The sequence below is a fragment of the Paenibacillus thailandensis genome (assembly GCF_042685365.1).
In the GTDB taxonomy this organism is placed as follows: domain Bacteria; phylum Bacillota; class Bacilli; order Paenibacillales; family Paenibacillaceae; genus Paenibacillus_AP; species Paenibacillus_AP thailandensis.
This window is the reverse complement of record NZ_JBHUMY010000006.1, coordinates 575,353-598,471: the sequence shown is the minus strand read 5'-3', so window position 1 is coordinate 598,471 and position 23,119 is coordinate 575,353. Positions and strand designations below refer to the sequence as shown.

General features: G+C 52.5%; 20 protein-coding genes and 1 pseudogene. 2 read left to right on the top strand and 19 right to left on the bottom strand.

Annotated features, from left to right (window positions below):
- Positions 1–332 precede the first annotated feature (332 nt).
- From ACFSW5_RS07665 to ACFSW5_RS07650, 4 genes and pseudogenes are all read right to left on the bottom strand, one after another.
- Complete coding sequence (locus tag ACFSW5_RS07665) at positions 333–830, bottom strand: DinB family protein (protein WP_379270942.1); 498 nt, start codon at positions 828–830, stop codon at positions 333–335.
- A 111-nt stretch (positions 831–941) separates the two neighbouring features.
- A complete protein-coding gene (locus ACFSW5_RS07660; RefSeq protein WP_379270939.1) occupies positions 942–3,197 on the bottom strand; it encodes an ATP-binding cassette domain-containing protein in 2,256 nt (751 codons plus the stop codon).
- A 161-nt stretch (positions 3,198–3,358) separates the two neighbouring features.
- Positions 3,359–3,478 (bottom strand): annotated as a pseudogene (locus tag ACFSW5_RS07655) (transcriptional regulator); the annotation flags it as partial.
- Positions 3,479–3,881: 403 nt separating this feature from the next.
- Entirely contained in the window at positions 3,882–5,417 is a 1,536-nt protein-coding gene (locus ACFSW5_RS07650) for a DUF5123 domain-containing protein (protein WP_379270936.1), read from the bottom strand.
- A 383-nt stretch (positions 5,418–5,800) separates the two neighbouring features.
- On the opposite strand from ACFSW5_RS07650, the gene ACFSW5_RS07645 reads away from it, so the two are divergent.
- Positions 5,801–6,670: an aminoglycoside 6-adenylyltransferase gene (locus ACFSW5_RS07645; RefSeq protein ID WP_379270934.1), complete on the top strand. Its 870-nt coding sequence runs from the start codon at positions 5,801–5,803 to the stop codon at positions 6,668–6,670.
- Between the two features lie 135 nt (positions 6,671–6,805).
- On the opposite strand, the gene ACFSW5_RS07640 is transcribed toward ACFSW5_RS07645, so the two are convergent.
- The 3 genes from ACFSW5_RS07640 to ACFSW5_RS07630 all read right to left on the bottom strand — a co-directional run bounded on the left by ACFSW5_RS07640 (position 6,806) and on the right by ACFSW5_RS07630 (position 9,265).
- Positions 6,806–7,255, bottom strand: coding sequence for a hypothetical protein (locus ACFSW5_RS07640; protein WP_379270931.1), 450 nt, complete (start codon positions 7,253–7,255; stop codon positions 6,806–6,808).
- A gap of 393 nt (positions 7,256–7,648) precedes the next feature.
- Positions 7,649–8,383 carry a class I SAM-dependent methyltransferase gene (locus ACFSW5_RS07635; protein ID WP_379270927.1) on the bottom strand — a complete coding sequence of 245 codons (735 nt, stop codon included), beginning with the start codon at positions 8,381–8,383 and terminating at the stop codon, positions 7,649–7,651.
- Between the two features lie 141 nt (positions 8,384–8,524).
- A complete protein-coding gene (locus ACFSW5_RS07630) occupies positions 8,525–9,265 on the bottom strand; it encodes an SDR family NAD(P)-dependent oxidoreductase (protein ID WP_379270920.1) in 741 nt (246 codons plus the stop codon).
- 115 nt (positions 9,266–9,380) lie between these two features.
- Between ACFSW5_RS07630 and ACFSW5_RS07625 the strand changes: the two genes are divergently transcribed.
- Entirely contained in the window at positions 9,381–10,277 is an 897-nt protein-coding gene (locus tag ACFSW5_RS07625) for a LysR family transcriptional regulator (protein WP_379270918.1), read from the top strand.
- Positions 10,278–10,303: 26 nt separating this feature from the next.
- On the opposite strand, the gene ACFSW5_RS07620 is transcribed toward ACFSW5_RS07625, so the two are convergent.
- From ACFSW5_RS07620 to ACFSW5_RS07565, 12 genes are all read right to left on the bottom strand, one after another.
- On the bottom strand, positions 10,304–10,624 hold the full coding sequence (locus tag ACFSW5_RS07620) for a hypothetical protein (RefSeq protein WP_379270916.1): 321 nt from the start codon (positions 10,622–10,624) through the stop codon (positions 10,304–10,306).
- A 74-nt stretch (positions 10,625–10,698) separates the two neighbouring features.
- Positions 10,699–11,046, bottom strand: coding sequence for an MmcQ/YjbR family DNA-binding protein (locus ACFSW5_RS07615; RefSeq protein WP_379270914.1), 348 nt, complete (start codon positions 11,044–11,046; stop codon positions 10,699–10,701).
- Between the two features lie 208 nt (positions 11,047–11,254).
- The gene (locus tag ACFSW5_RS07610; RefSeq protein ID WP_379270911.1) at positions 11,255–12,118 is read right to left on the bottom strand and encodes a formylglycine-generating enzyme family protein; all 864 of its coding nucleotides are present in this window, start codon (positions 12,116–12,118) and stop codon (positions 11,255–11,257) included.
- A 234-nt stretch (positions 12,119–12,352) separates the two neighbouring features.
- Positions 12,353–12,988 carry a glycoside hydrolase family 11 protein gene (locus ACFSW5_RS07605; RefSeq protein WP_379270909.1) on the bottom strand — a complete coding sequence of 212 codons (636 nt, stop codon included), beginning with the start codon at positions 12,986–12,988 and terminating at the stop codon, positions 12,353–12,355.
- 373 nt (positions 12,989–13,361) lie between these two features.
- Positions 13,362–13,982 carry an LLM class flavin-dependent oxidoreductase gene (locus ACFSW5_RS07600; protein WP_379270906.1) on the bottom strand — a complete coding sequence of 207 codons (621 nt, stop codon included), beginning with the start codon at positions 13,980–13,982 and terminating at the stop codon, positions 13,362–13,364.
- A gap of 72 nt (positions 13,983–14,054) precedes the next feature.
- Complete coding sequence (locus tag ACFSW5_RS07595) at positions 14,055–16,100, bottom strand: ABC transporter ATP-binding protein (protein WP_379270904.1); 2,046 nt, start codon at positions 16,098–16,100, stop codon at positions 14,055–14,057.
- Positions 16,101–16,142: 42 nt separating this feature from the next.
- A complete protein-coding gene (locus ACFSW5_RS07590; RefSeq protein ID WP_379270902.1) occupies positions 16,143–17,036 on the bottom strand; it encodes an ABC transporter permease in 894 nt (297 codons plus the stop codon).
- A gap of 24 nt (positions 17,037–17,060) precedes the next feature.
- Positions 17,061–17,987, bottom strand: coding sequence for an ABC transporter permease (locus tag ACFSW5_RS07585; protein WP_379270900.1), 927 nt, complete (start codon positions 17,985–17,987; stop codon positions 17,061–17,063).
- Positions 17,988–18,006: 19 nt separating this feature from the next.
- Entirely contained in the window at positions 18,007–19,662 is a 1,656-nt protein-coding gene (locus tag ACFSW5_RS07580; protein WP_379270897.1) for an ABC transporter substrate-binding protein, read from the bottom strand.
- 85 nt (positions 19,663–19,747) lie between these two features.
- The gene (locus tag ACFSW5_RS07575; RefSeq protein ID WP_379270895.1) at positions 19,748–21,094 is read right to left on the bottom strand and encodes an LLM class flavin-dependent oxidoreductase; all 1,347 of its coding nucleotides are present in this window, start codon (positions 21,092–21,094) and stop codon (positions 19,748–19,750) included.
- A 157-nt stretch (positions 21,095–21,251) separates the two neighbouring features.
- On the bottom strand, positions 21,252–22,595 hold the full coding sequence (locus ACFSW5_RS07570) for an LLM class flavin-dependent oxidoreductase (RefSeq protein WP_379270892.1): 1,344 nt from the start codon (positions 22,593–22,595) through the stop codon (positions 21,252–21,254).
- Entirely contained in the window at positions 22,592–23,110 is a 519-nt protein-coding gene (locus tag ACFSW5_RS07565; protein WP_379270888.1) for a DinB family protein, read from the bottom strand. The genes ACFSW5_RS07570 and ACFSW5_RS07565 overlap by 4 nt, the downstream gene beginning before the upstream one ends.
- Positions 23,111–23,119 lie beyond the last annotated feature (9 nt).

The window sequence follows — 23,119 nt, the reverse complement described above, 5'->3', positions numbered from 1 at the left end:
CCGAATTTTCTCAAGGAACGGAACAACGCTTATTAAAGAACAAACGCGCTGCCTTAGTGGGCGGCACGTTTGTTCATATCTCCGTTTAGATAAATACCGATCGACGTAAACTTTCTTGAATCCTACATCATCATTCCGCGAAGCTTACGGCGAGCATTAATCGGGACCTGCTCGCACCATCCCGTCGAATAAAAAAATCCGCGGATTCCGCGGATTTTTTTATCGATATTTTTTTGGCTGATGCTCCGACTCGACAAATAGCTCCTCGAAATCGCCGATATAACGGCCGTTCAGATCCTGTCAATCTTGGAGCAGAGAAGCGGAGTATCCGTTTATTTCCATTCCTCGTCGGCCGAGGGGCCGTATAGACCCGGTACCGGATTATCAAGCAGCCGCAAATAAACTCCGAGCTGCGCCCGGTGGTGGACCATGTGGCTTAATCCGAAGGTGCGAAGCGCGATCGCCCGCGGCTGACGCAGAATAATATGGTCGCCGTTACGCAAGGTCCATTCCTCGCCGAGAGATTTCTCGTCGGATTCGGCAATCAGCTTCTCCAGCTTGACGACGTTCGCGTCGAATTCCTCCAGCACGTCTTCGGGCTTTTCCAAAGCTTCCCGCCGAAGCGGCACGGTCGAAAGATCGAATTCCGGGTAAAGAAAAATCGCGACTTGCCAGTTCAGCAGGTTGATCAGGTGCGTCGCCAGCCCGCCCAGCGTCATCGATTTCACGTGGGGCCTCCACGTCATATGCTCCCCGGGCAAGCGCTCCAGGATTCGGCGCGTAGCGGCCAGCTCATGCAAGGCGTCGCCAACGATCAATTGTTTCACCATAGATTCCCTCTCCTCCCTTATATGGTTAGCTTACTATAAATCCGATGGAGTGGAAAGGCTTGACTCTATCGTAATAACTTTGTAACCCGTATAGTAAATCGGTTCGATGCATTACTTCAAGTATCTTCCCGTAATCGACTGCTGCGCATGAACGATCTGAGCCGGCGTGCCCTCAAATACCACCTGGCCGCCCTTGCTCCCTCCGTCCGGTCCCATATCGATGATCCAATCCGCTTGGCTGATCACATCGAGGTTGTGCTCGATGACGATCACCGTATTGCCGGCATCCACAAGACGGTTCATGATCCCCAGAAGGTGACCGATATCTGACATATGCAGGCCGGTCGTCGGCTCGTCCATCACGTAGATGCTGCCCTTCTTATGCAGCTCGCTTGCCAGCTTGATGCGTTGGCATTCCCCGCCCGAGAGCGTGCTGAGCGGCTGGCCGAGCGTAATATAGTTCAGCCCCACGTCGCTCATCGCCTGAAGCTTTCGCACAACTTCTTTTAGTTCGAAAAAATCCAGCGCCTGCTCCACCGTCATCTCCAGCACTTCTGCAATGGACTTGCCGTTCAGCTTGTAGGCAAGCACCTCTTCCTTGAACCGTCTGCCTCCGCATACTTCGCACGGCAGTTTCACGCTGTCGAGGAATGCAAGGTCTGTATACACGACGCCCAGCCCTTGACAGTTCTCGCAAGCCCCTTTGGAGTTGAAGCTGAACAAGCCTTGATTCACCTTGTTCGCGGCAGCGAACGCCTTCCGCACATCATCCATAATGCGCGTGTAAGTCACGGGATTCGAGCGTGTCGACACGCCTACAGCCGATTGATCGATGACGATCGCCTCCGGATGCTGGCTAAGGAACACTTCGTTAATCAGCGTACTTTTGCCCGAACCGGCCACACCGGTAACGACCGTCAGCACTCCGATCGGAATATCTACGGTCACGTTCCGCAGGTTGTGCAGCGTGGCATCCTTGACGGTCAGCTTGCCGGATGGCTGCCTGCAATCGTGCTTCAGCCGGAGCGGCCGCTTCATATGGGTCCCCGTCAATGTACCTGCCTCCAGCAGCCCTTGGTAGCTCCCCTCATACACGATGCTACCGCCGCGGCTGCCGGCGTATGGCCCGACGTCGACAATATGATCCGCGACCTTGATCACATCGGGGTCATGCTCAACGACGATCACGGTATTTCCTTTGTCGCGCAGCTTCTGAAGCAATTCATTTAACCGGTGTACATCGCGGGGATGCAAGCCAACGCTGGGCTCATCAAAGATGTATGTGACATCCACCAGACTGCCGCTCAGGTGCTTCACCATCTTGACCCGCTGCGACTCGCCGCCGGACAATGTATCCGTCTCGCGGTCCAGCGTCAAGTAGTCAAGCCCGATATCCGCCAGATGCTGCAGCCGCTCGGTCAGCGACTTAACGATCGGAGCGGCGACCGCGTCGTCGATCTCCCGAATGACGCGAATGAGCTGGCCGACTTCCAAAGAGGACATCTCCGCAATGTTGAGTCCGTTAATTTTGCAGCTGAGCGCAGCCCGATTGAGTCTGGCGCCGCGGCAGCTGGAGCAGGGACCCTCGGAAATGAACGGAGCAACCGCTTTTTGAGTGCGCTCGGACTTCGTCTTCACATCCTGCTTGATGTATTTGTTGGTGAACTTTTCGATAACGCCTTCCACTGTAATGTTCGTCGCCTTCCCGGCGAAATCCATCTTCACTTTCCTTGCCTTGGAGTACAGCAGTTGCTCCAGTTCTTCGTCCGAGTAATCGCTCAGCTTCTTGTCCAGATCAAAGTCTCCCGACTGCACGATCATATTCCATTCCCAGCCGTTCACCGAATAGTCCGGCAGCAAGATGGCCCCTTCATTCAACGACTTTGACATGTCCACCGCTTTGCTCATGTCGACGCCAAGCTTGCGTCCGATCCCGTTGCACTCGGGACACATGCCTTGCGGATCGTTGAACGAGAACATGTTCGCTTGTCCAACATAGGGCTGACCCACTCGGGAGAAGAGAAGCCGGAGAATGGGAGAGATATCGGTAATCGTGCCCATCGTGGAATGGGATCCGCCGCCCAGCCGTTTCTGATCGACAATAACAGCCATGCTCAGGTTCTCGATCGCGTCCGCATCCGGCTGCGGGTAGCGGGGGAGGAAAGTACGCACGAACATGCTGAAGTTCTCATTCAGCAATCGAGTGGATTCCGCCGCAATCGTATCGAAGACGATCGACGACTTCCCGGAGCCGGATACCCCGGTAAAGATCGTGATCTTTCGTTTCGGAATGCGCAAGGATACGTTCTTGAGATTGTTCTCCCTTGCAGCCGAGATTACGATAAATTCTTGATTAGAATCGTTCATGGCCAACATCCTTTCCGTTCGTGTTAATGTCTGCTTCATTCACAACGTTCACCGAAGCAGACATAAACCGTCTGCAATAATCAGCCGGTTTATCTTAAACTCATACTTTCCTCTAAAAGTTGCTTCAAGCGCAGCATATTCGTACTCCAGAACTTGCTTTAGAAAGCCACCCAGTCTTGAATTTCACTGAGCGGAGCGGCGTTTAATCTAAATCGCGGTTCTCTGCCGATTCTCCGGTCAAGTACCGGCCCGGACTCTTTATGGATTGTCAAATGCTTACTGTGTAAAAATCACTTGGCGGTATGAAGGGACAGCCTTTATGCCCGCCACCTCCCCGTTATGGTTTAAAGTGAAATTTATGCCAAGTCCAAAATTACCCCTTGCTCTTAATCGGACACCATTTAGTGACGATTTGATTATAGTTACCATTTGGTGCAGTGTCAACAGCGTAATGTAATGAAACCGCAATCCATACGTGATTAAGCTGAATTGCGCCTAAAGCGGCCAACGAGTCTCACATGCTCAACCGAAAAAAGCCTGAAGCGCATTTATTGGCTCCAGGCTTTTTTTACATATTACAGTTCCATCCTGCCGGTCAACCGAATTAATCGGTCTATATTCTTGTCACCCGACACCAAGCTTACGACCTGTTAGACATAACAACAATTGTCGAGACGTTTCTCCTTATCCCCCGTTTCTTTCCGGTTCGCTCCACCCTTTTCCCTTAGCCGGGGAGCCGGGCAAAAGCTGAAAATTGCCTAGTGCCGCGTCTACAAACTGAGGGTCCGCAAACAACGAGCTTGAATCGTTGCCTGATTTTGATACATAAGAAGCAAAGCCGGTATATTCGTTATTTTTCCATACCCATTCGGCGTCCTCCGCGCCTGATTCGGCGTAATACAGGTTATGATCCAACACATTGCCCGTATTGCTCGTATATTCGTTGTAAATCAGAACACCCGAATCGCTCGCGACCAGAATGTTATGCGCAATCGTATTCCCGGTCAGAGAGGCCTGCAAATACAACTGGCCGTTCCCTTCTTCCAACAGATCGTTATCGTAAAGCGTATTGGATATGATCGTGCTGTTTGCGGTGCCGCCCCGGTCTTCGTCATAGCCGCCCATGGCGATGCCGGTCAGACGGTTGCGGTAAATCAGGTTGTCCTTCACCGTTATGCCGCTGGTTACATGTCCGGCATGCTCGGAAGCCAGTTCGATGCCGATATCGTTGTCGTAGACGCGGTTCTGCTCGATGAGAATGTTCCTTCCTCCGTCAACATAGATTCCGCCGGCAGAATGGCTGTCATTAGGCAGCACCGTACCGTAAGACGGGTTATCATTCGTTGAAATATTGTACACCGTATTTCCTTTTACCGTGCCGTTGCGAGCCTGATCAACCGCTTCATTGCCTGCAATCCCCTCGAAACCGATCAGATCAATTCCGATGTTGTCATTGTCGTGAATCCGATTGTTCGTTATGGCGAACGTATCGACATTGCCGTTCACCGCAAGCGATTCGCTGGATCCCAGCACCAGATTATACAGCTCATTGCCGTCGATCGTCAGATCGCGCAAGGCTTCCCGGGCGTTAGTTCCGTAAACGGCGATACCATGCGCATCCTTTCCCGCAAGCTCGCCTCCTTCAGGCATAGCCGTATTGGCAATGTCATGAATCCGATTCTCCAGCAGACTGATGCTCTTGCCGGCGCCATGAATATAAATTCCAACCGGAACCTCTCCATTCGTAGAGGTGGTGTAATTGCGAATCTCCAGCTGCCTGATCGTCACATAGCTCGTATTATCGATTTCCACAAGTCCTTCCATCTCGTCAACGGACAGGCCTTCGCCGTCGATGACAGCCGTCTCGTTCGGATACCCGGAGAATACGACCGCTCCTTCCGCCTCCGATCCTCCACGCGTAATGTGGAGTTTCTGACGGTATACCCCTTCCCGGACATAAACGGTACTTCCCGGCTTAACATGGTCGGCCGCATGCTGAAGCGTCTTCCAGGGCGAATCGATTGTCCCTTGGTTTCGGTCATCACCTTTCGGGGATATGTAGTAGACCGCACCGGCATTCGGCATGCTTGCCGGTTCTTCCTGTTCCTCTCCTGAATCGGATAATTTACCCTCGGGCAGCGGCGCGTCGGACGGACCCGCATAGCCCCATAGCCCCAATACGCCGGCCCAAACGGCCAACAGTTGGATTATTTCTTTCATAGCTTCCTCACTCCATTAGAGTTCATTTTTTCATTATGTCGTTCCAAAGAGACACACTTAGAAGTCAAGACTTATCTATTATATCGGTATGCTTTGGAGTATCTGAAGTCATGAAGCAAAGGGGCTCGGACCCGCTCCACTGAAAAAACCGATCTCCCCCGTTGAAAGCCATAAAAAAGATACTTGTCATATTTAGAAAACAAGATCGTTTTTTACTTACTAGCTATACTTTATTATAATAAGCGATAATATCCAATCGATGGGAAAGCGGGTGATATAAAGCATGAAGAAAATGTTAGATAAGTTATAACGGAAACATGCACGAGCCCCTCCTCCTGGGCTAAACCGCGCGTTATTTATAAAATTACGGGAGGAAGACTCTAATGCGAAATGAAGCCGAAATGCTGCGGTTAATCCGTGATTTTGCCAAGGACAACTTGAATGTTCGGGCGGTTATGATGAACGGCTCGCGGGCAAATCCCGCAGTCGCTAAAGATATTTTTCAGGATTACGATATTGTTTACTTTGTTGACTCTGTACAGCTATTCATCGACGATCAAAGTTGGATATCCGAATTTGGCGACATTCTGATTATGCAGACGCCGGACGGCATGGATAACCCGCACGCGGAACCATTCAACAAGTATGCTTTTCTCATGCTATTTAAGGATGGGAACCGGATTGACCTTACCTTTTTCCGGACGGATCAGCTTGACCGTTATGTCCATGACAGCCAAACGGTCATTCTGCTCGATAAGGACGGTCTCTTCGACAATGTTCCATCACCCAGCAATCGCGATTATTTGCCGACTCCTCCATCCGAGATGCAATTTTACAATTGCTGCAATGAGTTTTGGTGGGTAAGCACGTATGTGGCAAAGGGCTTGTGGCGCAGACAGCTTCCGTATGCCATGCGGATGTATGAGGGTCCGGTGCGGGACATGTTGATGCGAATGATCGCGTGGTATATCGGGGTTCGAACGAGCTTTCAAGTTGAGACAGGAAAAGAAGGCAAATATTTCGAGCAATATTTGGAAGCTTCTCAATGGGATTCTTTTGTAAGAACATTCTCAAACGGAGACTATGAGCAAATCTGGCAAGCATTATTTGAGATGGGAGCTCTATTCCGAGATGTAGCGTTAACGGTATCCGAATACTTCGGCTATGACTATCCGATTCATGAAGAGGAGCAAGTGACATCCTATCTTCATCAGATCCACACCCTTCCGCCGGGTGCAACGGATATCATGTAATCGTTCGAAAAAAACAACGGCCGACTAGGACTGGTCACGGTCTTAGTCAGCCGTTGCATGGCCTCTTACATATCGCAAATCATCAATCCGACGGTCTGCTTCGCCTCAATAATTAAGCAATTAGTGCTTCGTCGCTTATGCGTCTAATCGAAAATATTTATTCGCTGCAGGCCGGTACATTAGAATTAAGGCCGTCATTACCGAAGCCAAATGGACGATTCGGCTTATCCCAAACAAACCGGAGTATAATGTCATGCCCGCAAAGGCTTGATCAAGCGAATTTCCTTCCAGGACCCAATTGATCGGATCGATGAGCAAGGACGCAGTTCCAATCCCGCCAAGAAGTATGGTTAAAGCTATCCTGGCCCAATGATTTCCCCGGTACATCTTCACAATGACAAACACCAGTGCGGCAAAAATTATAGTCCTGAGCCCTGCTTGAATAAAAATACCGCTTCCTGCCTCAATGTCTTCAGATAGCGTTTGAGTAACCGCGATCAGCATTTCAAACACGCCGGCCGCAATGGCAACAAGCCAATACCAATATGATTTTTTTACCTCCGACGGAATCCTTTTATTGGTCATGATAACAATCCCTTCTTCATCTGATTATAGCCTAATGTTACTTTGAGAAGGGTATATTCCAAAACCATCCCGGGTCTGATTCATGCATCAATCCGGAGCCCGAATTCTTCTATTATGCTATCAGCCGCCCTTTCCGGCGGTTTGCAAGCTCGAAAAGGCCGCCGGTAGCCGGCAGCCCTGGACTGGGGTATTACTTGGATTTTTTCTTTGCGGCGGACCTTCCCTGCTTTTTGGGATCGTTCGACGGGGGAGCGGCATGTTGAGAACCGTTTGGCTTAATTGTATCGCTCATGTTTCATGCTCCTTTTCTATTCGCATTATTTAGCTTTAAACAAGCCTAAAAAATATCGTTTCACAGTCTAATCCTATGTATTCAATCAATATGAATGTTTATCATCGGCCCGGACAACGGGCGACGAATACGAATTCTAGCCCGGGGCGGTCCGGTGCGTCCCGAATATCCTCGACATGAAAATTCGCCCCGCTTAAGGAGTCGATAACTTCGGACTTGCTCCGGAACTTCAGTGTCGAGTCCGAAGTTATTACCGCTCCGTCCCTATGGAACACGAATGTATGACGGAACGTAACGAAAGGCAATTGTACATCGAGCAGATCGATCCAAGTCTCTATCTTTCCTTTTGCCGGCACATCCATAACCTGATAGGTATGCTCGCGGGTCCACTTCTTCCACGCTTCCTTGGAAGGGTCCCGCACCTCGAATACAAGCCGTCCGCCAGGTCGAATAATATCGCGACATACACGAAGCGTTGACATCCACTCTTCGTCAGTTATAAAGACTTGTGCGACGTTCCCGGTCATCGTGACTAGATCGGCTTGTAGTCCAGCGAGCTTTGCAGCCGTCCCGTGAATCCATCTGACCCGCTCTGCGTATGCCTTGCCGCTTGCAACTTTGAGCGAGGCAGCCGCCGGGTCGATCCCAATGACTTCCTTGCCGACTCCGGCTAATCGACAAGCAAGAGTGCCGGTTCCGCAGCCAAGATCAATGACGGATTTCGCATCGAATTCGTCCGCCATTGCCATATAGGGGTCGAGATCGGGACGTTCCGCCGAATCAAAGAGATCGTAAACTTCTGCAAGCCGCGGCTCTTCAAATAACATGTCAGCCATGTGAATGACCCTCCTTTACAGGTTCGGGAATCCTCTCCGCGTTTATCTTTATGTCAATTGTATCGTGTATTCCCAATGGATAAAGGGTAGAGATCGTTTAAATTTAAACGATACAATTTCTTCCTCAATATTTTAAATGGATTACAACGTTTGGCCGCTATCGACCGTAATCGTTTGCCCCGTCATCGCTTCTTGGGCAAGAACCGCGCATATGCACTCCGCAATATCCTCCGGCGCTGCAAGACGCTGCAACAGAAGATTGGGAGCCAATCTTCTCATTTGTTCTTCCCTTCCTTCCCACCACCTGGTCTCGACTGCGCCCGGTATAACGCAATTGACCTGGATATGCGGCGCCAAGGCGCGCGCTAACGATTTCGTAAGCCCGTGGACGGCAGATTTGGACACGGCATACGGGAGCGAAGATCCGGAGCCCGTCGAACCGGCGATGCTGCCTAAATTAACGATCGCCCCTTGTCCGTTTTTATTCATCCAGGCAGCAACGGCTCTTGCGCAATAAAACATGCCCTTCACGTTCACTTGGAATAACTCATCCCATGCTTCGTCGTTCGCCGATTCCAGATCGTCAAGCGGAATATGCCTCGTTATGCTGGCGTTATTGACAAGGACATCGACGGCGCCGTAACGTTGAGCCGCTGCATCGACCATGCGCCGGACTTCTTCGTCATTCGCAACGTTTGCTTGCACGGCCATTGCCCGTCCTCCTCCGTCCAGAATGGCTTGTACCGTTTCTTCCGCTTCGGCATGAGAACGGGAATAATTGACTACAACGACCGCGCCGCGTTCAGCTAGCGCGAAGCTGGTCGCCTTGCCGATCCCCGTGCCGCCGCCCGTAACCAAAGCTACTTTATTGTTCAAATCCATTACAATCTCCTCCTCGTCTCGATACATAAATTGTAAAACGGATATCTGATTTTGTATAATTGAATTTAATGATTATAAAATTCAAAAATATTGAATCCGACGCGAGGAGTCTACTATGGATCTCAGAACATTAAAAACATTGCATCTCATTATAAAATACGGAAGCTTCATTCGGGCCGCCGAAGAATTGAATTATGCGCAATCGACGGTGACGATGCAAATCCAGAAGCTCGAAGCCGAGCTTGGAATACAGCTGCTTGAACGCGGAAAAACGATCCGCTTAACGGAACCCGGAAGGTTATTCTACGAGAAAAGTCTCGATATTGTCCGGCAATTGGAGCAATTGCAGACCCAAGTAACCGATGTGCAAACCGGCGAAGCCGGAACCGTACGGCTTGGGGTGACGGAGCCAAACGCAAGTTATCGGTTGCCGCGCTTAATGCAGCGGTTTATGGCCGAACACCCGAAAATCCGGGTTTCGATCGAAGTTTCCAATACGCCGGCTTTAGCGGAAGCTCTCATGCGCGGAAACATTGATTTCGCGCTTTGCTCCACGCCCGACAATACCGGTTTCGATCTGTATTTTGAACCGTTGTTTCAAGAGAGGTTCGTTCTGTTAATGCCTCAAAACCATCCGTTGTCCGTTAAAGAAACCGTTGAACCCATCGATCTTCATGAGCACCGTCTTTTCATAACGTCGGCAACTTGTCCTTACCGCAAACAGCTTGAAGTGATGCTTCGGCAATCGGGCAATGTATCGGGCGAGACGATGGAAATCGGGAGCATGACGGCTTTGAAGCATTATGTAGAAACAGGGCTGGGAATAGCCTTAGTACCTCAAATTCAGCTCGAGGCGAAGCCAACGGGCACGACGGTTCGAGCGATGAAAGGCGATTCCGTTCATATGCTTACGGGACTGGCTCGCCGAACCTCGCCATTAATGAAAGCAGCCGAAACGTTATATCGTTTTCTCGAACGGGAGCTCCCTTCGATTTCATTTTGGAATGAATGATAGCGACATGCTATTTTTGGAATGAACTACCCGTTGATCAAGGAAACAACGATCGCGAGGATGAAAGCGAGTACCAGTGCTATCGATAGAACCGCAAGCCGCGTGCCAATCCGAACCGCCCAATGCTTTTTTTGAATTCGGTCATTGATGTGCTCCATATAAAGCGCTCCTCCTGCAAGGAGGATAACGAGGCCGTTAAAAAAGTAGTCTCCCGCAGATTTGGGCTTAGAGGTGAAAGAAGCGAGCCCGATGTTGACTCTCATACCTTCGTCTCTCGGAAAAACCGCCATAATTGCCCCCATTAAGATTTGCAATAAGACATAAAACAAAATAATCTTGCCAATCATTTTAGTGCATCTCCCAACATAAAAATACGCTGCCATAAACGGCAACGCACTATGCTTAACACTCAGCGTTAGTCTTACGTTTTACGTTCTTTTTTTGCCTTTGGTTTCGTAAGCTGGAAGCTATGGTGCACCATCTCGAAAACATCGTCAGCTTGCATGTTCCCGTCTAAAATAACCGTATTCCAATGCATCTTATTCATATGGTATCCCGGCTTCACCTCTTCAAAGAGACTGCGCAGAAAATCGGCTCTGCTCGGTTCACATTTGAGGTTGATGCAAAGGCGGCCATTATGGTTGTAGATCAGCGCAAATATTTTTTTATTGGCTTTATGGCGTATGACCGTCCACTTTTCGTCAAAGGGATGGTCTTCATATACGTCGGGATAGGTCAGACAATAATGAAGGATTTCCTCTTTAGTCATTTAACTTCCTCCAATGGATGGTTTCTCTTGGTCTAATTACGAGCCAATTCGAGTATATCACAAATGTTAACTTATCTGCCGGCCGACTTAACGTAGTCCCGAATTGCCCCCGTATAGTCAGTTATCCAAAAAAAATCCGCGGATTCCGCGGACTCTAATCTTCTTAACTTCTTTGTTTGTTGCTCATTCTGGCAGGCCCTTTCCCCGTTTACCCGCTGCGAACGACACGAAAACCTTGATCTGGGCCGATGCCGCTCGCTTCGAACTTGCCCCGAAAAGCTACCTCGTTGTTGCTGACGTCGCCGATCCAACCGCCGCCTTTAACAACCCGCAAAGAACCGCTTTTAGCATCCGAGTCTCCGAACCAGTTCCAGCACCATTCCCTTACATTTCCCGACATATCGTAAAGTCCTAATTCGTTCGGGTTCTTGAGACCGATAGATTTTGTTTTATTTTTGTTGTTTTCTATGCTTGTCCAGTTCCATTCCCCGGATAAAAATTGAACTCCCGCGTTCCTCCAATACCATGCGACTTCATTTGCATTATTGCTTCCGCTGTACGTGTAGCTTTTGCTCATCTGACCTCCGCTGGCGGCATATTCCCATTCCGCTTCTGTCGGCAGCCGGTAGCCATTAGCCCCCTCATTGATCGTTACAGTCCATTTAAGATTATCGTATTCGCTCTTATTATTCGGGTCCTTTTTACTCTTGTCTATATTGTAATACGGCTCTAAGCCCTCTTTCACACTTCTTTTATTACAGTACTCCACAACGTCATACCAGCTTACCGTTTCGACAGGCAGATTATCCCCTTTGAATGCCGACGGATTCGTTCCCATTACCTCAATCCACTCTTTTTGAGTGACCTCATATTTGCCGATATAAAAACTCGATATGGTTACGCTTTTTCCATAGTAATTGGACTTCGTGTTGATGAAAGATCCTCCTTCGACGAATACAAGGTTGTCGTTGTCGATTTCCGTAGTCTTTTCATTCATATCCGGCTTTTCTTCCGAACATGCGCTGACAACAACCGATATTGCTATTAAGAGGAAAATTAATAGCTTTCTCATGGATAGGTCTCCTTTACACCGATAGGAATAGATACAGGCTGAGACGGCCGACTGGAATCTCCCCCGGCAGCGAAATCCGTTCGTTTTGCGGGAATCGGTCCGCAACGCATCCGGAATGGCGGGTCGAACTGGAGGGAACGGCTAGTCTAGCACCAAGATCTCTGGCTGAAATATAGAAAGCCGCCGGCTGTGAGACCGGCAGCCTTTAGCCCTATCAACGACAAGAATGGCCCGTTACCACACCGTTACGTTTGAGCGCCCGCTGCTTTGATATCCCTCTGTCGCTAACACTTGGTAAGACCAGCTGCTTCCCAGATTCATTCCGTAATTTCTCCATGCGTTAACATGGTTGCTAAACGTGATCGCAACGTTGCTGCCGGTCGCTCTCTTCGACTGCCGGACACTCCAATACTGGGTGAACGTTTGTGTCCCGTCGATGGAAGGAGCGTTGTAGCGCATGGACGTATATACGTCGTATGTGCCCCCATCGCTGGTTACGGTGCCTTTATACGTACCGGTAGGTCTATAAGTACCCCAGCTGTCAACGACGTAATATTCGATGAGCGAGTTTCTCGTCCACCCGTAAAGCGTCAAATACGCATTGCCGGATGGCGCCCAGACGCCGGCATTGTAGTTAACTGTCCTGTTCGGAGATCCGGTAGTCCAGCCTTTACCGACAACAAAGTTCCCGCTATTGGTCCAGGTGACGCTATAATTTCCGCCAGATCCATTGGTTGCATTTACGGTTCCGCCACCGTCGGTCCAGTTTTGCCAATAATCTGTCGCTGCATTGGAGGTTGCAGCGAACATGCCCACACTCATTATAGCTGCAATAAACACCGGCAAAATTTTCTTCTTTAACTTAAACATAAACTACCTCCTTAACCTTTTTTTGTTTCTTTCTGCTTACATGCATACTACTTCTTGGTTGTTTCTCTTAGGGACACTTCATTAAGCTGTGTTATATGCCATGATATTCAGATATCACCCCCTCTCTAAAGTAAACTATAGGAGGAAAGCGCATTCATTACCATCTAACAAATTAAAGATTTGTCCCCATTTTTTTTACATTTTTTACACTCATCCCTTTGACGACATCCCCGATTTACATGCCTGAAGCGCGCTCGACGATATCGATAAATATCATTAACCCGGAGGCACCTCCGAATAGCGACACCATAATGCAAAAAGCCATCCCATTAAAGGATGGCTTCGATTTCTCACCGCTGCCATTGCAGCGCTGTTATACCGTTTTTGAAATGGAGCATGATTTTTGCCACAACTCGCTTGGCGCTTCTTTGCGCAACACCGGTGCAACTTCCGACGCGAACCGTTCCATTTGCTCCCGTTGCTCGGCTTCGGAGAGCCCGTCTACGCTAAGCGACAGAACCTGATGACCGAAAGCAGCTTGGTAGTTCAATATTTTCTCGATGACCTGCTCTGGACTGCCGACAAGGATCGGACCGTTCTCTATATGGTCTTCCAGCGAGGTGAACGGGGATTGGTTATGCTTCGCCGCCGCTGTCGATTGAAACGCCTCATAATAAGGGCGGTAGCGGCGGATCGCCTCCTCCGTCGTATTGGCCAAGGCGACCCGAACCGGATCGAGCACGCTTAGAACCGTGACGGCGGTAAACAGCCGTATGCGGGAAGTCCTCGCGGCAATGGCGGTCAGAAGCAGCGGCGGCGAAGACGACAGAAACGGGGCGCCGTGGCGCTCTCCTACCCCATATCCTTCATATCCCAGCTTCTCGGCAAGCAACGCTTGCCGGATAATGTTCTCGAACTTCTCGCCGGTCGTGAAGCTTTCTCCGGTGACGGGATTCGTGAGATTCATCACGAGGCTAAACCATATAAATTTCATCAGCTTTCGCTTCCCTTCGGAATACGGATCGCTGCCGCCGTTATCCGTTCTCGGGCAGCAGCGCACGGGCGATCATGTTAACGGATAATGGCAAGCCGCGAACCGCTCTTCGTCCAACGAGCGAAGCGCCGGCTCCTCCTCCCTGCATCTCGCCGTCGCAAACGGGCAGCGGGTATGGAAGCGGCAGCCGCTAGGCGGATGGGCCGGCGAAGGGATCTCGCCTTTGACGGCGGCAGCGCTCCGGGGTTGGCCCGGGATAGGCTGCGGAATCGAATCGATGAGCAGCTTGGTGTACGGATGGGCGGGACGCCGAAACAGCTCGCCGCTTGGAGCGATCTCAACGAGCTTCCCCAGGTACATAACGCCGATCCGATCCGAGATATGCCTCACAATCTGCAAACCGTGCGCGATAAACAAATAAGTGAGGCCAAGCTGCCGCTGGAGCTGTTGAAGAAGGTTAATAATTTGCGCCTGAACCGAGACGTCCAGCGCCGATACGGCCTCATCGGCCAGAATGAAGCTCGGATTCAGCGCGATTGCCCGGGCTATGCCGATCCGCTGCCGCTGTCCGCCCGAAAACTCATGCGGGTATTTGCCTCCGCTTGCAGGATCGAGCCCTACCAATTGCAGCAGCTCTTCCGTACGCCGCTTCCTATCGGCTGCAGACAAGACGCCGTGCACCTGGAGCGGCTCCGCAATGCTTTCGCCGATGGTCCACCTTGGGTTCAGCGAGCCGTAAGGATCTTGAAAGATGACCTGCATCTCGCGGCGCAAGGAACGCAGCTCCTTGCTTCCAAGACCGGTCAGCTCCTCGCCTTGAAAACGCACCTGTCCCGAAGTGGCTCGTTCCATCTGCAGCAGAACTCGGCCAAGCGTCGATTTGCCGCTTCCCGACTCCCCGACAAGACCAAACGTTTCGTTGCGCCGGATTGAAAACGATACATCGTCCACCGCTCGAATATAAGTGCGTGCGGCAGTTAACCCTTTTCGTTTTACCGGATAATATTTATGCAAATGTTCCACAACAAAAAGCGTATCGGAGGCGGGGTCATTCGTTTTGCGAGCATCGGGCGCGACCGGCAGCTCGGTTTCGAGTCCGGCCGCCTCCTCCATCCAGAGGTTTCCGCACGGCCCGTTCGCTTCGGCTGCGATTCGTTCGGCATGCCAGCAGGCCACCTCTCTTCCGCTGCGGTCAACTAGCGGCGGCGCCTCGGTGCGGCACCGGTCCGAAGCATACTCGCAGCGGGGATGGAACAAGCAGCCGCTTGGCAGCGAAGCCAAGGACGGAATGGCGCCTTTGATGGAGAACAGCTTCGACCCGCGAATGCTGTCGAGCGGCGCGATCGATTTCAACAACCCTCTCGTGTAAGGATGCCGGGGGTTTTCAAACAACTCGGCGGTCGTTCCCTGTTCGACAATCCGGCCCGCGTACATGACGACGATCCGGTCCGCAATCTCGGCAGCGATTCCGAGATCATGGGTAATGAGCAATATCGACATGCCGAATTCCCGTTTAATCTCCTGCAGCAGCTGGAGAATTTGAGCTTGAATCGTGACATCGAGCGCTGTCGTCGGCTCGTCGGCGATAAGCAGCTCCGGGCCGCAGGAAAGCGCCATTGCGATCATTGCACGCTGCAGCATCCCTCCGGACAACTCGCCGGGATACTGTTTCATCCGAATCGCGGGTTCCGGTATGCCAACCCTCTCGAGCAAGCGGGCGCCTCTCTCCCAAGCCTCGCGACGGCCGATGCGCTCATGACGGAGGATGGTCTCCACGATCTGCTGTCCGATCGTAAAAACGGGGTCGAACGCCGCCATCGGTTCCTGAAATACCATCGCTACCCGTTTGCCGCGAATTTTTCGAAGCTCCGCCTCCGGAAGCGCTGCCACATCCCGTCCCTCCAGGACGATGCTTCCGCCGGTAATCGAGCCGTGTTCATAGTCGATGAGCCGCATGATCGCTTTCGATGTAACCGTCTTGCCGCTGCCGGACTCCCCTACCAGACAGACGGTTTCTCCTTGTTTGATGGAGAAAGTCACGTTGGCAATTGCCTTTAACGGGCCCTGCTTCGTTCGGAAATCGACCGACAGCTCCCGGATATCGAGTAGCGTTTCCATCTGTCACCCTCCTACAACGTTTTGCGGCCTATTGAGCCGCGCTTACCTCGAGGCATTTTTCTTCGGATCCAAATGATCTCTTAGCCGATCGCCGATAATATTGACGGCGAGGACGAACAGCGTAATGGCGAGGCCGGGGAAGGTGCAAATCCACCAAGCCACCGTCAAGTAGCCGCGTCCCTGGGAGAGCAGCGTTCCCCAATCGGGCACTTCCCGGAGAACGCCAAGACCAAGAAAGCTTAATCCCGATCCGGTCAATATTGACGTTCCGATGCCGATTGTCGCCATAACGAGCAGCGGCGACAGCGCGTTGGGCAGCACATGCTTCCAAAAAATGTGTAGGGGCGGCGCTCCGACCGATTGGGAAGCGGCGATAAAGGTTCGCCCTTTAATGCTTATAATTTGGGAACGCATAACGCGCGCATAACCCGGTACGGAGGAGATCGCCACGGCCAGCACGATATTGACCATGCCGGGTCCAAGCGCTCCCGCAATCGCAAGCGCGAGCAAAATGCCGGGAATCGTCATGAGAATATCGTTGCAGCGCATCAATACGGTGTCGACCATGCCGCCGGCATATCCGGCCAAAGCGCCGATCGAGCCGCCGACCACCCCCCCGGCCAATACGGAAGCGAATCCGATAAAAAGAGAATCGCGGCTTCCATGAACGACGACGCTGAAAATGTCTCTTCCGAAATAATCGGTTCCGAACAGATGAGCCGCGCTCGGGGGCTTCATAATGCTGCCGGTCAACATTTCCGTAGGCGAATAAGGAGCAATCCAACCCGGCACGATCGCGCATGCCGCGATAAACAAAATGACAACGCCTGCGCCCAAGAGTAACAGGTCGGCAGCCGTAATGCGCGACGAACGAACGGATGCGAGCGGTTTGCTCCGCTTGCGCCATACGGTTTTGGCGGAAACGGCTTCCCGCATGTGGGTTCAACTCCTTTCTATTACTTAAGCGGAGCGCCTTACCCTCGGATCTATGCCCGCATAAGAAAGGTCGACCAGCAAATTAGCGATCACATAAACAAGAGCCGAGAAAAAGACAACGCCTTGTACAACGGGGAGATCCTTCGCCATAAGGGCGTCCGAAAGAATTCGGCCGATTCCTTGACGGGAGAAAACCGTCTCGACCACCACCGTACCCGCCAGCATCTCGCCGACAAGCATGCCGATCATGGTGATGGCCGGGATCAATGCGTTCCGCAGCGCATGCCGGTACATAACGGCCCGCTCGGTCAATCCTTTGGAGCGAAGCGTTACGATAAAGTGCTCGTCGATAATGTCCAGCATGCTGCTCCGAACCATTCGGACGATAAATCCCGCTCCCACGATGCCGAGGGTTACCGCAGGCAGCACCAGCGTAAGCCAGCCGTCCGATCCCATAGCCGGAAACCAGCCGAGATTTAAGCTGAAGATGACGATAAGAAGAATGCCGGACCAGAAGGTCGGCATCGAGATGCCGAACAGTCCGACGATTCGGGCTGCGATATCGATCAGACGATTGCGATGAACGGCCGAGAGAACGCCGAGCACAAGGCCGACGCTGACCGAGACGAGCGAGCTCGCCGCCGTCAACGCCAGCGTAGCCGGGAAATGCGCGAGTATTTTATCCAGCACCGGCTCGGAATTTAAAAGCGATGTTCCGAAATCGCCCTGAACCATCTGGCTGAAATAACGGAAAAACTGAATATGGAACGGCTGATCCACTCCCAGCTGATGCCGTAAATTTGCGACCATCTCCGGCGTGGCGACCGAAGGATCGAGAATCGTATCCGTCGGGTCTCCCGGAAGCACGTACAGAATCGTAAAGACCAGCACCAGGGAGCCCATGATAACCAGCAAAGATGAAAGAAAACGTCCGGCAACGACTCTGGCCATGCCAACCTGCCCCCATTCTTCAGGAATCGATGGATGCGTCATGGAACAACGGATAACCGAGCGAATCGAATACGATTCCTTTCACCGATTTGTCCGCCGCGACCGTATAGGGGAATACGTAGATCGGAATGACGACGGCCTGTTCGATGATATAGCGCTGAATTTGCTTATAAATGTCCGCGCGTTTCGCATCGTCCGGTTCCACCAGTCCTTGCTCCAGCAGCTCGTCGATAGCGGGATCCGACAACCGCGAAAGCGTCGGACGGCCCTTCGGATCGTAGGAGTGGTAGAATGCATACAGCGCGTTCGGATCCGAATTCACTTGGCTATTCCCGTATAAATCATAGGCCCCGTTCGTGTAAACCACAGTCCGTACGTCCTTCGTAATCTCGACGTCGACCGCAATGCCGACAGCCTTCAGCTGCTGCTGAACGATAACGGCAATATCGTTGCGCTTCTCCCGGTTCGGCGTACCGTCAACATAATGCAGACTGAGCTTCTTGCCGTCCTTCGCCCGGATGCCGTCCGCCCCTTTCGCCCAGCCCAGCTCGTCGAGAAGCGCATTGGCCTTGTCGAGATCGGGCTTCACGCTGTTCTCAAGGGACGGGTCATAACCGAAGGTGCCGGGCGTAAGCGGAGACCATGCGCGGTCGTAGGTGCCCAAATACAACGTTTTGACGATGCTGTCGACGTCGATCGCAAGTTGAACGGCTTGTCTCGCTTTCTCCTCATTCCAGGGCTCCCTCTCCAGATTGAAAAACAGCGTATACGGCAGACCGACCGTATTGGCCTCCAGCAGTTGAAATTTCGAATCGTTTTTAAAGGAAACGATATTTTGCGGCGGTACCGTTTCCGCGGCAAGCACTTGTCCGCTCAGGACGCTGCCGATGCGGGTGGCCTCTTCCGGCACGATCTTAAAGGCGATGCCGTCCAGATACGGCGCTCCTTCGTTCTTTACAAGCTCCGGCGCCCATTTGTAGTCCGGGTTGCGCTCCACTTTAATTTCCGAGTTTTCAGCCCAACCGACAAATTTGAACGGACCGGTGCCCACCGGATTTTGCCCGAATCGGTCCCCATATTTCTTCGCGGCCGTCGGCGAGACGATTCCTAGCAGCGCTTGACTGAGATTGCCGAGAAAGGCGCGCGACGGCGATGCCAGGTTCAGCTTGACCGTATACTCGTCAATGACTTCGGACGACTGATAAGGAGCAAGAAGCGCGGCCGCGTTTCCGGCTTTCGTCGCAGGGTCCAGAATGCGGTCGAAATTGTATTTGACCGCTTCGGCGTTAAACGGCGTGCCGTCCTGGAACTTGACGTCCTGACGCAGCTTGAAGGTATAGCTTTTGCCGTCCTCGGAGATCGTCCATGAAGTGGCGAGCCACGGCTTGATCGAATTATCCGGAAGCTGAACGACCAGCGAGTCGAAAATCGTGCGAATAACGCGTACTGCAACGGCGAGCCCGCTGCGGTGCGGATCGAGTGTATCCGGCGATGTGGCCAGCGCGTAGGTTAGTTCTCCCCCCTGCGTTGCCGTTCCTTCTGCGCTGGCCGTGCCCGGCGCTTGCGATTCGCCGCCTGCATGCTCCGTACCGGGTGTTCCTCCGCATCCGGCAAGCACCAGCGTAAATGCCAGCAGAGCGGCGGCAGCTTGGCGGTATCTTTTTCGTATTTTCATTTTCGCCCCTCCAAAGAATAGAACTTAAGGCCATTTCACTCCGAAAAGGAATTCCCTTTGCCGCACCCAATTACGAATTCACATGTTACGAATTCACAATCGAGTCGGCTGCTTTACGGGCGGCTGTATAGCGGTTTTCGGGCACCGGAATGCCGAGATTGCCGCGCAGCGTGTCCGCCTCGTATTCGGTACGGAACAGCCCGCGCTCTTGCAGGATCGGCACGACGAGGTCAACGAAATCGTTCAAACCGTTCGGATCGCTTGCGCCTACGATAAAACCGTCCGCCGCCTCTTCCTCGAACCACTGCTGGACCAAACCCGCAACGCGCTCCGGCGTTCCGATAAAAGCGGTCCGCGGCGTAGCCGCCTGCAGCGCTACCTCGCGGAGCGTCAGCTGCTGTTCCTTGGCGCGCCGCTTGATCCGGTCGGTCGTGCTGCGGAAGCTGTTAGATCCGAAATCGCCCAAGTCCGGGAACGGCGCATCCAGCTCGTATTGCGAGAAGTCATGGTGCTCGAAGAACCGTCCCAAGTAATCCAGCGCCTGCTCGATCGTCACCAGACTTGCGATTTGGCGATACTTTTCCTCCGCTTCCGCCTCCGTACGGCCGATAATGGGACCGATCCCGGGAAAAATAAGCGTATGCTCCGGATTTCGGCCGTTCCGGATAATCCGCTGCTTCACATCGCGGTAGAACTCTTTCGCTTCCTCGATCGACTCCGGCCCCGTAAATACGGCGTCCGCCGTTTTTGCGGCAAGATTGCGCCCGCTGTCGGACGATCCCGCCTGGAAAATAACCGGCTGTCCTTGCTTCGAGCGGGCAATGTTAAGAGGTCCCTGAACGGAGAAATACTCGCCTTTATGATTCAAACGGTGCATTTTGGCCGGATCGAAGAACACGCCGGTTTCCTTGTCGCGGACGAATGCGTCGTCCTCCCAAGAATCCCACAAGCCTTTCGTTACCTCCAAATATTCCTCGGCGATCCGGTATCGCTCCGGATGGGAAGGATGAGGCTTCCCGCCGAAATTGAGCGCGCTGCCCTCGAGCGGAGAAGTGACGACGTTCCAGCCGGCGCGTCCCCCGCTAATATGATCGATCGAGGCGAATTGACGGGCCACCGTAAAGGGCTCGCTGTAAGAAGTCGACAATGTGCCGACAAGCCCGATATGCGATGTGACGGCTCCAAGCGCAGAAAGGATCGTGACCGGTTCGAAACGGTTCAGAAAATGAGGGATGGACTTCTCGGTAATATATAGGCCGTCCGCAATGAATATAAAATCAAATTTGCCTTCTTCCGCCTTCAATGCTTGCTGCTTGTAAAAGCCGATATTGACGCTTGCGTCGGCAGGCATATCCGGGTGTCTCCAGCCCGACGCGCTTCCGCCCACGCCATGAAGCACCGCTCCTAATTTCAACGTTCTCCTTTTTCCCATGACCACTCCACCTTTGACCCGTTTTTATAAATCCCGATTCGATCTAATATGAATTTCCCTATTTGTTTAATCGGAATTAAACTCGACCATAATGTATCACCCGGAATCCGGCCCTACAATAATGTATAGATCTATTCTATCGACGGTCTACAATGATCTATGGAATGACGGGTTCCGACGCCTTAGCCGCTTCGGAATAGCGATTGGCCGGAATTGGCACGCCCAGATTGCCGCGCAGCGTATCGCTTTCGTATTCGGTACGGAACAAGCCGCGCTCCTGCAGAATCGGCACGACATGTTCGATGAAATCTTCCAGACCATGCGGAACGGAGGATTGAATCATAAAGCCGTCTGCGGCTCCCGCCTCGAACCATCGCTGCACCCGGTCCGCAACCTGCTCCGGCGTGCCAATGAAGGTCGGTCGCGGCGTTGCTGCCGACAAAGCGACCTGGCGGAGGGTCAATCCTTTCTCTTTCGCTTGCGCCTTGATTTTGTCCGTGCCGCTCTGGAAGCTGTTGCGCCCCAGATCGCCCAATTCCGGGAACGGAGCATCGAGATCGTATTGAGAGAAGTCGTGATGCTCAAAGAAGCGTCCGAGATAAATAAGCGCATTCTCCGGCGAGACAAGCCGGACGACCTCTTGATATTTGCTTTCCGCCTCTTCTTCCGTGCTCCCGATGACCGGCCCGATACCGGGGAAGACCAGCACATGATCCGGATTCCTTCCGAACGACGCTGCGCGGCGCTTCACATCTTGATAGAACAGGGCCGCGTCCTCGATCGTTTCGTGGCCGGTAAAAATCGCGTCCGCATGCTTCGCCGCATAATCTTTGCCGACTTCCGAAGCGCCCGCTTGGAAAATGACCGGCTGCCCTTGTTTGGAGCGCGCAATATTAAGCGGCCCTTTGACGGAAAAAAATTCGCCTTCGTGATTCAGCGCATGCATCTTGGCGGGATCGAAGAAAACGCCGGAAGCTTTGTCGCGGACGAAAGCGTCGTCCTCCCAGGAGTCCCACAAGCCGCGCGTCACCTCCAAAAATTCCGTCGCGATCCGGTAGCGCTTGTCGTGGTCGGGATGCTCTTTCTTGCCGTAATTAAGCGCAGATCCTTCAAGCGGCGAAGTGACCACGTTCCAGCCGGCACGCCCGCCGCTGATCATATCAAGCGAACCGAACTGGCGCGCGACGGTAAACGGTTCGCTGTAGGAAGTCGATAAAGTCCCGACAAGACCAATCCGCTTGCTCACCGCAGCAAGTGCGCTCAGAATCGTAAGAGGCTCGAACCGGTTCAAAAAATGGGGGATCGACTTTTCGTTAATATAGAGACCGTCCGCAATAAAGACCAGATCGAACTTGCCTGCCTCCGCCTTCTCGACCCATCTTTTGTACAGCTCGAAATTGACGCTTGCATCCGGCTGGATATCCGGGTGCCGCCATAACGATGTACTGCTGCCGACGCCGTGAAGCATAGCGCCCAGCTTTAATTGTTTGCGGCGCGTCATGATGCTTCCCCTCCTTGCGATGCGGCCTGTGCGGCCGATGCTCCGGAAACATGATCGCGGTAAGCTTTTTTGATCCGTTCGATCTGGCCGATATGGTTGTGTACATGCCTCGTAAATCCGGCGATAATATCCCGGACGCGAACCGTTTCCCCTTTAAAGTTGATGCCGCTCTTGTCGAAATCCCGCTCGCTCAGCCGGCCGAACAGCAAGCCGTTGTATTGAAGCAGCGACCAGAACGCATTCAAGATGTCCGCCGCGTTTCCGTCGTTGGACCGCTGCCCCGATACCCATCTATCCTGATCGAACGCCGGCAGCTGCGCTTTCGTGTCGGCCAAAAGATCGCGAATCCGGAACGACACGACGATATTGTGATCGGCCAGATGAGCGAGAACCTCGGTTACGCTCCATTTGGCTTCGCTTTCTTTCCATTTCAGCTGCTCCTCATCCAGTCCGGCGACGGCCCGGGTCAGCTGCAGATGCGTATCCAAATACGACTGAATATCCGCTTCGCTCATGTCGATTCC